Origin of the sequence: Streptomyces katrae, assembly GCF_000966975.1 — a bacterium.
Taxonomy (GTDB): domain Bacteria; phylum Actinomycetota; class Actinomycetes; order Streptomycetales; family Streptomycetaceae; genus Streptomyces; species Streptomyces katrae.
Map to the genome: position 1 here is coordinate 1 of NZ_JZWV01000895.1, position 8,903 is coordinate 8,903.

The 8,903-nt window shown below is 71.8% G+C and carries 8 protein-coding genes and 1 pseudogene; 5 read left to right on the top strand and 4 right to left on the bottom strand.

Going from position 1 to position 8,903, the window contains the following annotated elements:
- Positions 1-240 (top strand): annotated as a pseudogene (locus VR44_RS29025) (50S ribosomal protein L25/general stress protein Ctc); the annotation flags it as partial.
- Positions 241-339: 99 nt separating this feature from the next.
- Positions 340-930 (top strand): aminoacyl-tRNA hydrolase, encoded by a 591-nt coding sequence (gene pth / locus VR44_RS29030; protein WP_045950586.1) that lies wholly within the window; start codon positions 340-342, stop codon positions 928-930.
- Positions 931-999: 69 nt separating this feature from the next.
- Here pth and ppc read toward each other — a convergent pair whose 3' ends face one another.
- Complete coding sequence (ppc, locus tag VR44_RS29035) at positions 1,000-3,693, bottom strand: phosphoenolpyruvate carboxylase (RefSeq protein ID WP_045950588.1); 2,694 nt, start codon at positions 3,691-3,693, stop codon at positions 1,000-1,002.
- Between the two features lie 440 nt (positions 3,694-4,133).
- Here ppc and VR44_RS29040 point away from each other — a divergent pair, with 440 nt between their 5' ends.
- Entirely contained in the window at positions 4,134-5,114 is a 981-nt protein-coding gene (locus tag VR44_RS29040; protein WP_094191985.1) for an acyl-CoA desaturase, read from the top strand.
- On the top strand, positions 5,111-5,785 hold the full coding sequence (locus VR44_RS29045) for a TetR/AcrR family transcriptional regulator (RefSeq protein ID WP_094191986.1): 675 nt from the start codon (positions 5,111-5,113) through the stop codon (positions 5,783-5,785). The genes VR44_RS29040 and VR44_RS29045 overlap by 4 nt, the downstream gene beginning before the upstream one ends.
- A gap of 132 nt (positions 5,786-5,917) precedes the next feature.
- Here VR44_RS29045 and VR44_RS29050 read toward each other — a convergent pair whose 3' ends face one another.
- Entirely contained in the window at positions 5,918-6,292 is a 375-nt protein-coding gene (locus VR44_RS29050) for a VOC family protein (protein WP_384755823.1), read from the bottom strand.
- Complete coding sequence (locus VR44_RS29055; protein WP_094191987.1) at positions 6,289-7,155, bottom strand: trans-aconitate 2-methyltransferase; 867 nt, start codon at positions 7,153-7,155, stop codon at positions 6,289-6,291. Before VR44_RS29055 ends, VR44_RS29050 begins: the two co-directional genes overlap by 4 nt.
- A gap of 146 nt (positions 7,156-7,301) precedes the next feature.
- Between VR44_RS29055 and VR44_RS29060 the strand changes: the two genes are divergently transcribed.
- The gene (locus VR44_RS29060; RefSeq protein WP_030231940.1) at positions 7,302-7,799 is read left to right on the top strand and encodes a MarR family winged helix-turn-helix transcriptional regulator; all 498 of its coding nucleotides are present in this window, start codon (positions 7,302-7,304) and stop codon (positions 7,797-7,799) included.
- Here VR44_RS29060 and VR44_RS29065 read toward each other — a convergent pair.
- Positions 7,758-8,615, bottom strand: coding sequence for a response regulator transcription factor (locus VR44_RS29065; protein WP_045950587.1), 858 nt, complete (start codon positions 8,613-8,615; stop codon positions 7,758-7,760). The genes VR44_RS29060 and VR44_RS29065 overlap by 42 nt on opposite strands.
- Between the last annotated feature and the right edge of the window lie 288 nt (positions 8,616-8,903).

The following is an 8,903-nucleotide window of genomic DNA, read 5'->3' on the forward strand; positions in this document are numbered from 1 at the left end:
GATGTGTATAAGAGACAGCTCCTGGCCACCGTCGCCGTCGAGGCCGAGGCCACCCACATCCCGACCGAGATCACCGTCTCCGTCGCGGGCCTGGAGGCCGGTGCCACGGTGCACGCCTCCGACCTGGTCCTGCCGGCCGGCACCTCGCTGGCCGTCGACGGTGAGACCGCCGTCCTGCAGGTCGTCGCCCCGCAGGCCGAGGAGCCGGCCGCCGAGGCGGCCGAGGGCACCGAGGCCTGAGCCTCGCCCTTCCCCCTCAGCAGTTGCTGACCGACCGCCGTCCGGCTCCACTGGAGCGGGACGGCGGTCGTTCTCGTTCACGGGATTGAGGAGCTTTTGATGTCGGACGACACGGCGCCGTGGCTGATCGTCGGTCTCGGTAACCCGGGAGCGGAGTACGCCGGCAACCGGCACAACATCGGCTTCATGGTGGCCGATCTGCTGGCCGAGCGGATCGGCGGCAAGTTCAAGGCGCACAAGGCGCGGGCGCAGGTGGTCGAGGGGCGGATGGGTCCGCCCGGGCCGCTGAACCGGCGTGTGGTGATCGCGAAGCCGATGTCGTTCATGAACCTGTCGGGCGGTCCGGTGACGGCGCTGCGGGACTTCTACAAGGTGCCGGTGGAGCGGATCGTGGCGGTCCACGACGAACTGGACATCGACTACGCGACGCTGAGGCTGAAGCTGGGCGGCGGGGACAACGGCCACAACGGGCTGAAGTCGATGACGAAGGCGATGGGTGCGGACTACCACCGGGTGCGGTGCGGGATCGGCCGGCCGCCGGGGCGGATGCAGGTGGCGGACTTCGTGCTGAAGGACTTCTCCTCGACGGAGCGCAAGGAGCTGGACTGGTTCGTGGACCGGTCGGCGGACGCGGTGGAGTGCCTGGTCCAGGAGGGTCTGGAGCGGGCGCAGTCCGCGTACAACTCCTGATCACACAGGGGTGCAGACAGGGGGAAGCCCCCGCCGTCCGGCGGGGGCTTCCTCGTGTACGGGGCCGGTTCAGCCGGTGTTGCGCAGGCCGGCGGCGACGCCGTTGACGGTGAGCAGCAGGGCGCGGGCCAGGAGCGGGTCGGGGGTTTCGCCGCGGGCGGCGGCGGCGCGCTGGCGGGCCAGCAGGGAGACCTGGAGGTAGGAGATGGGGTCCAGGTAGGCGTCGCGGACGGCGAAGGTCTGCTGGAGGACGGGCTGGGAGTCGAGGAGCTTCTCGCCGCCGGTGATGCGCAGGACCTCGCGGACGGTCAGCTCGTGTTCGGCCTCGATGCGGGCGAAGACGTGCTTGAGGCGGTCGGGGACGAGGGTGTCGACGTAGTGGCGGGCGATGCGCAGGTCCGTCTTGGCGAGGGTCATCTCGACGTTGGAGAGGAAGTTGCGGAAGAAGTGCCACTTCTGGCCCATCTCGCCGAGGGCGTCGTCCTGGCCGGACTCGCGCAGGGCCTTGAGGCCGGAGCCGACGCCGTACCAGCCGGGGACGATCTGGCGGGACTGGGTCCAGCCGAAGACCCACGGGATGGCGCGCAGTCCGTCGAGGCCGGCGCCGGAGTCGGGCCGCCGGGAGGGGCGGGAGCCGAGGTGGAGGTCGGCGAGCTGGTCGACGGGGGTGGAGGCGAAGAAGTACGCGGGCAGGTCGGGGTCCTCGACGAGCTCGCGGTAGGCGGCGTGGGCGGCGTCGGAGACGATGTCCATGGCCGCGTCCCAGCGGGTGAGGGCGTCCGGGGACTGGCGGGGCGCGGTGTGCAGGGCGGAGGCCTGGAGGGTGGCCGCGACGGTCAGCTCCAGGTTCTCGCGGGCCAGCGACGGGACGAGGTACTTGTCGGAGATGACCTCGCCCTGCTCGGTGACCTTGATCTCGCCTTCGAGGGTGCCCCAGGGCTGGGCGAGGATCGCGTCGTGGGAGGGGCCGCCGCCGCGGCCGACGGTGCCGCCGCGGCCGTGGAAGAGGCGCAGGCGTACGCCGTGGCGGTGGGCGACGTCGCGCAGGCGGCGCTGGGCGCGGTGGATCTCCCACTGGCTGGTGGTGATGCCGCCGAACTTGCTGGAGTCGGAGTAGCCGAGCATGACCTCCTGGACGTCGCCGCGCAGGGAGACGAGGCGCCGGTAGGAGGGGTCGGCGAGCATCTCGTCGAGGATGACGTCGGCGGCGCGCAGCTCGTCGGTGGTCTCCAGGAGGGGCACGATGCCGATCTTGGCCCAGCCGGCGTGGAGGTCGACGAGGCCGGCTTCGCGGGCGAGGACGGCGGCGGCGAAGACGTCGTCGGCGCCCTGGCACATCGAGATGATGTAGGACTCGATGACCTCGGGGCCGAACTTCTCGAAGGCGTCCTTGATGGCGGAGAAGACGCCGAGGGTCTTCTGTCCGGCGGCGTCGAGGGGGGCCGGGGTGGGTGCGAGGGGGCGGCGGGAGCGGAGTTCCTTGGCGAGGAGCTTCTGCCGGTAGTCGCGGGGCATGTCGGCGTAGCGCCAGGACTCCTCGCCGAGGCGGTCGAAGAGCTGGCGACAGGCGTGGTGGTGGGCGTCGGCGTGCTCGCGGACGTCCATGGTGGCGAGCTGGAGGCCGAAGGCGGCCAGGGTGCGGATGGTGCGGTCCATGCGGCCGTCGGCGAAGAGGGCGCCGCGGTGCTCGCGCAGGGAGGTCTGGATGAGGGTGAGGTCGGTGAGGAGCTCGGCGGTGCCGAGGTAGTCGCGGCCTTCCTCGTGCGGGGTGCCCTTGGCGAGGCGTTCGCGGGTGTTGAGGAGCTTCTGGCGGATGCAGGTGGCCTTGAGCCGGTAGGGCTCTTCGGCGTTGAGGCGCTTGTATCGGGGGCTGATCTCCGGGAGGCGTTCCAGGTCGGCCTGGAGGGAGGTGAGGAGTTCCTCGGTGGCGCCGGTGTAGCGGATGGAGTTGGAGAGCAGTCCGCGCAGGAAGTCGATGAGTTCGAGGGCGTCGGTGATGCCGTGTTCGTGCTGGAGGATCAGCACGTCTCGGGTGACCTCGGGGGTGACGTTGGGGTTGCCGTCGCGGTCGCCGCCGATCCAGGTGCCGAAGGTGAGCGGGCGGGTGCCGGCGGGGAGTTCGATGCCGACGCGCTGGAGTTCGGCGGCGAGGTCTTCCAGGACGTCGCCGACGGCGTCGGCGTGGAGCTCGTCGAGGTAGTAGATGGCGTTGCGGGCCTCGTCGGTGGGTTCGGGGCGGACGACGCGCAGTTCGTCGGTCTGCCAGACGAGGTCGATGTTCTCGGCGAGGCGCAGGTCGTGGCGGCGGCGGTCGCCTGCTCCGGTGACGGGCTCCTCGAGGAGAGCGGCGATGCGGCGGAGCTTGTTGAGGACGCTGCGGCGGGCGGCCTCGGTGGGGTGGGCGGTGAAGACGGGGCGGACGTTGAGGTTCTTGACCGTCTCGCGCAGGTGCTCGGGGTCGGCGTCCTTGAGCATGTCGGCGGTGCGGGCGAGGAGCCCGCCCTCGGCCGCGCGGTGGGCGCGCAGTTCCTTGCCGCGGTGGACCTGCTCGGTGATGTTGGCGAGGTGGAAGTAGGTGGAGAAGGCGCGCACGAGCTTGGCGGCGGTCTCCAGGTCGGTGTCGCCGAGCAGGGCGGCGGCGGCCTCGCCGTCGGTGCGGGTCAGTGCGCGGACGCGTTCGACGAGGTCGAGGAGGTCCTGGCCCTCCTGGCGGACGAGGGTCTCGCCGAGGAGGTCGCCGAGGCGGCGGATGTCCGCGCGCAGTTCCGCGTTGGCCGTCTGCGCGGCGTGCGTGCGGTCGGACGGGTCGGCGGGCTGGGTGACGGGGGCCTGGGCGGCCTGGTCAGCACTGCTCACAGGTGCGGCTCCTTGCAGTGTTCGAGCGCTACTGGGCTGTGGGCTCCCGGGGGTGCGCGTCCGGCGGTGCCGATGGTGGTGCGCAGCCCGGGCTGCCCGTGCGGACCGCGCTGTCCGACGACACCAGGATAGGCGGCGCGTCCCTGTGCCCTGGCAGAGCGTGCCGGTGTGCTGGCGGGGCGGCGTGGTGCGGGTGCGCCGGGGGGTGGTGCGGGGGTGATGCGGACGTCGCGCCTCTTGCCGGGCGGGTGGGTTTTGCCATACTTACGTTGCCGTAGGTTACGGTTCCGTAGCTCTGGGGCCGTGACCTGGGCCCTGCCGGCTTCTCACCCCCCAGGGGATCCTTGATGACCCTCAGTCCCGATCTGATGGAGGGCGCTGCCGCGTCTTCCGGTGGTTCAGCGCCGTCCGCGACGCGCGGCGGTGAGCAGAAGCGTTCCGTGGAGCAGGTGGCGCTGCTGCTGTTCATCACCGTGCCCTTCCTGGCGCTGCTGGCGGCGGTGCCGCTGGCCTGGGGCCGGGGGGTGAGCTGGCTGGACCTCGGCCTGATGGTGTTCATGTACTTCCTGGCGTGCCACGGGATCACCGTCGGTTACCACCGTTACTTCACGCACGGTTCCTTCAAGGCGAAGCGGCCGCTCAGGATCGCGCTGGCGGTGATGGGGTCCCTGGCGGTGGAGGGTCCGCTGGTGCGCTGGGTGGCGGACCACCGCAAGCACCACAAGTACTCCGATCACGAGGGTGACCCGCATTCGCCCTGGCGGTTCGGGGAGACGGTGCCGGCGCTGATGAAGGGCCTGTGGTGGGCGCACATCGGCTGGCTGTTCGACGAGGAGCAGACGGACCAGCAGAAGTACGCGCCGGATCTGATCAGGGATCCGGCGATCCGGCGGATCAGCCGTGACTTCATCTACTGGACGGCGGTGTCGCTGGCGATCCCGCCGCTGGTGGGGGGCCTGGTGACGATGTCCTGGTGGGGGGCGTTCACGGCGTTCTTCTGGGGTTCGCTGGTGCGGGTGGCGCTGCTGCACCACGTGACGTGGTCGATCAATTCGATCTGTCATGCGGTGGGCAAGCGGCCGTTCCGTTCGCGGGACCGCAGCGGGAACGTGTGGTGGCTGGCGGTGCTGTCGTGCGGGGAGTCCTGGCACAACCTGCACCACGCGGATCCGACGTCGGCGCGGCACGGTGTGCTGCGCGGTCAGGTCGATTCGAGTGCGCGGCTGATCCGCTGGTTCGAGCTGGCGGGCTGGGCCACGGACGTGCGCTGGCCGTCGGGGGCGAGGATCGACGCCCGGCGCAGGGACAAGAGCTCGAACGCGGCATGATGGGGGACGTGGCGATCGACGGCAGCAGTACCAGCAGCGACAAGCCCAGGCGAGGACGCCGGGTCCGGATGACGGGCGCCGAGCGGCGCCAGCAACTGCTGGACATCGGCCGCACCCTGTTCGCCGAGAAGGGGTTCGAGGGCACGTCGGTGGAGGAGATCGCGGCCAAGGCCGGGGTGTCGAAGCCGGTGGTGTACGAGCACTTCGGCGGCAAGGAGGGCCTGTACGCGGTCGTCGTGGACCGTGAGATGCGCCAGCTGCTGGACGGGGTGACGGGTGCGCTGACGGCCGGGCACCCGCGGGAGCTGCTGGAGCAGGCGGCGTTCGCCCTGCTGGACTACATCGAGAACTACACGGACGGCTTCCGGATCCTGGTGCGGGACTCTCCCGTGGCGCAGTCGACGGGCACGTTCGCCTCGCTGATCAGTGACATCGCCACGCAGGTGGAGGACATCCTGGGCCTGGAGTTCAAGGCGCGGGGTTTCGACCCGAAGCTGGCGCCGCTGTACGCGCAGGCGCTGGTGGGGATGGTGGCGCTGACGGGGCAGTGGTGGCTGGAGACGCGCCGGCCGAAGAAGGCGGAGGTGGCGGCTCACCTGGTGAACCTGGCCTGGCACGGGCTGGAGAACCTGGAGGCCCGGCCGCGGCTGGTGGGCCACCGCAAGAGCTGAGCCCGCTCGGGGGTGCCCGGCCGTGATCCGCCGGGCGCCCCCTGGGTGCGGGTGGGGCGGCGCCCCGCCACCGGGTCCTCCGGTGGCGGGGCGCCGTCGTGTGCGGTGCTGCCGGCGGGGGCGGGGCCGTGCTCAGTCGCCGGGGAGGGGTTCCAGGAACTCCAGCCGGTTGCCGACGGGGTCGTGCGAGTAGAAGCGCCGGTGGCCCGGCAGGTTGTCGTCCCAGACGACGTCCGCTCCGCGTTCGCGGAGTCTGCCGGCGTACTCCTCGATACCGGTCACGCGCAGTCCGGGGTGTGCCTTGCGGGCGGGCCGGAAGTCCTCCTCCACTCCCAGGTGCAGCTGTACCGCGCCCGCGGCGAACCAGCAGCCCCCGCGCGCGGCGAGGACGGGGGGTTTGGAGATCTCGGTCATGCCCAGGACGCCTTGGTAGTAGGCACGGAGCTTGTCCTCCGAGCCGGGCGGTGCGGCGAGCTGGACGTGGTCGACGGCGCTGAGCACGGTCATGCCTCCTTGCGGGCGATGGCGAAGATCCGGCGGAAGGGGAAGACGGTGCCCCTGGGGCCGGTGGGGTAGGCGAGGCGCAGGGCTTCGCGGTATTCGGCGAGGAACCGTTCGGCGGAGTCGCGGTCGTCGCCGAGGGCGGTGAGCACGGGGCGCAGGGCGGTTCCCTTGACCCAGTCCAGGACGGGGTCGGGGCCCTGGAGCATCTGGTAGTAGGTGGTTTCCCACACGTCGACGGCGCAGCCGAGTTCGGTGAACCGGGCGAGGTATTCGGCGGGTTCGAGGATGTGGATGTAGCGGGCTCCGTGTCCGGCGAGGCGCTCGCGCCAGCGGGGGGTGTCGCAGAGTTCCGCGAGGAGCCGGTGGCTGGGGGCGGTGAAGTTGCCGGGGATCTGGAAGGCGAAGGTTCCGCCGGGCCGCAGGCCGTTGATCCAGGCGGCGAAGGAGCCGGGGTGGCTGGGCACCCACTGGAGGGCCGCGTTGGAGACGATCAGGTCGTAGGTCTCCTCGGGCATCCAGGTCGCGATGTCGCCGGGGCGGAAGTCGAGGTGGCCGCCGCCGGGGGTGGGTCCGGCGTACTCGGCGTCGGCCAGGCGGAGCATCTCCGGCGAGAGGTCGAAGCCGGTGATGCGCGCCTCGGGCCAGCGGTCGGCGAGGAGGGCGGTCACGTTGCCGGGGCCGCAGCCCAGGTCGGCGATGCGGGCGGGGTCGGTGGGGAGCTCGGGTATGCGGGTCAGGAGGTCGAGGAAGGGGCGGGTCCGGTGGCCCGCGTGCCGGAGGTACTGGTGGGGATCCCAGACGGGTGCGGAGGGGGTGGAGCCGTCCATGGCGTGGGGGCGCACGGCCGGTGCGATATCGGAATGCATGTTCGAGCCTCCCTGCTGGCGGGGCGGTCGGAAGCGGAAGCTGTTCCGGCCCCCTCCATGCCCCATGCTCGGTGAGAATATATCTCGATGTCAAGATTCTCGATCTGAAGAGACTTCATGTCGACAGACCCCGTACACTGATCGGCATGGAGGACGAGGTCGACCGACTGGTCGCGGCATGGCGGCGAGAGCGCCCTGACCTCGACGTGGAACCGCTCGAAGTGCTCAGCCGCGTGAGCCGGCTCGCGCGCCACCTCGACCGTGCCCGCAGGCTGGCCTTCTCCGAGCACGGCCTGGAGCCGTGGGAGTTCGACGTCCTGACCTCGCTGAGGCGCGCCGGAGCCCCGTACCAGCTCTCCCCGGGACAGCTGCTCACCCAGACGCTCGTCACCTCCGGCACCATGACCAACCGCATCGACCGGCTGGCCAAGAAGGGCCTCGTCGAACGGCTGCCGGACCCCAGCGACCGGCGCGGGGTGCTGGTGCGGCTGACCCCCGAGGGGCGCGACCGCGCCGACCAGTCCCTGGCGGGACTGCTGGCCCAGGAACGGGCGATCCTGGCCCAGCTCTCCACGGCCCAGCGCGGCGACCTCGCGGGCCTGCTACGCCAGTTGACCGCTCCGTTCGACAACATCCCCGGATAGTTCCGCCGGCCGTACGCCGGCCCGCCGGGCCATGGCCACGGCCGCCAGGGTGGAGTGCACCCCGAGCTTGCCCAGCACGTTCTGCATGTGGGTGCGGACGGTGTGCGGGGACAGGAACAGCCGCGCCGCCACGTCCTTGCGGCCCAGCCCCGCCACCATGCAGCGCAGCACCTCGTGCTCGCGCGGGGTGAGGGACTCCACGAGCCGCTCGCTGTCGGTGCGGTGCTTGCGGGCGGCCGTCAGCTCCCGCAGCACCCCGGTGAGCAGCGCGGGCGCCAGATGGGTCTCCTCGCGCAGCACCCCCCGGATCACGGCGAGCAGCCGCGACAGCGAGCAGTCCTTCGCCACCCACCCGGAGGCCCCGGCCTGCAGGGCGAGGGCGGCGCGGCGGGGGTCGTCCCGCTCGGCGAGGACCACCGTACGGACGCCGGGGTGGGCGGTGCGCACCCCGGCGACCAGCGCGATCCCGTCCGCCGGCGGCGGGGACGGGGCACCCGGCGCCCGCTGGCCGGGTACGGGCAGGACCGCGCCCATGCCCGCGCCGGCCGCCGTACCGGGCGGGCCGGGTGTTCCCGGCGGGCCCGCGGCTCCCGGCACGGCCGGGGGCGCCGGTGCGCCGGCCGCGCCGAGGTCGGCGTCGACGAGCAGCACGTCGAAGCGGCGGCCTTCGGCGGCCGCGCGCTCCAGGCAGCGCTGGGCCGCGGGACCGCTGCCGGCCGCGGACACGTCCACGTCCGGCTCGGCCGCGAGCGCGGCTGCGAGAGATTCGGCGAAGATGCGGTGGTCGTCGACCACCAGGACCCGGATACGAACCACAAAACCCCCAAGGGTCGGGGAACGGACGACTACGGGTACGACGCCCGGCCGGGTGGCCCACGGGCCGCCGCGGCCGCCGCCGCGACTTCTGTGCACCTACCCGGGACCGGACGCCGTACCCGGCGTGTCTCGACCCCTGAATCAACACCGGCCCCCACCGGCGTCACTCATCAGCGTAGGGCGGGCGACGCCCCGTGGTTGGCCGAATAGCAGAAGTTTTCCGAGCGGATTTCGGGTCGCAGGCTCCGCAACGGCCTTCGCGGTGGCCGGATTTCAACTGTCCGGAAG

Excerpts from the sequence above, each read along its gene's own strand:
- VR44_RS29040 (WP_094191985.1), top strand. The coding sequence starts at position 4,134 with ATGACCCTCAGTCCCGATCTGATGGAGGGCGCTGCCGCGTCTTCCGGT.
- VR44_RS29045 (WP_094191986.1), top strand. The coding sequence starts at position 5,111 with ATGATGGGGGACGTGGCGATCGACGGCAGCAGTACCAGCAGCGACAAG.
- pth (WP_045950586.1), top strand. The coding sequence starts at position 340 with ATGTCGGACGACACGGCGCCGTGGCTGATCGTCGGTCTCGGTAACCCG.
- VR44_RS29060 (WP_030231940.1), top strand. The coding sequence starts at position 7,302 with ATGGAGGACGAGGTCGACCGACTGGTCGCGGCATGGCGGCGAGAGCGC.
- VR44_RS29050 (WP_384755823.1), bottom strand. The coding sequence starts at position 6,292 with ATGACCGTGCTCAGCGCCGTCGACCACGTCCAGCTCGCCGCACCGCCC.
- VR44_RS29055 (WP_094191987.1), bottom strand. The coding sequence starts at position 7,155 with ATGCATTCCGATATCGCACCGGCCGTGCGCCCCCACGCCATGGACGGC.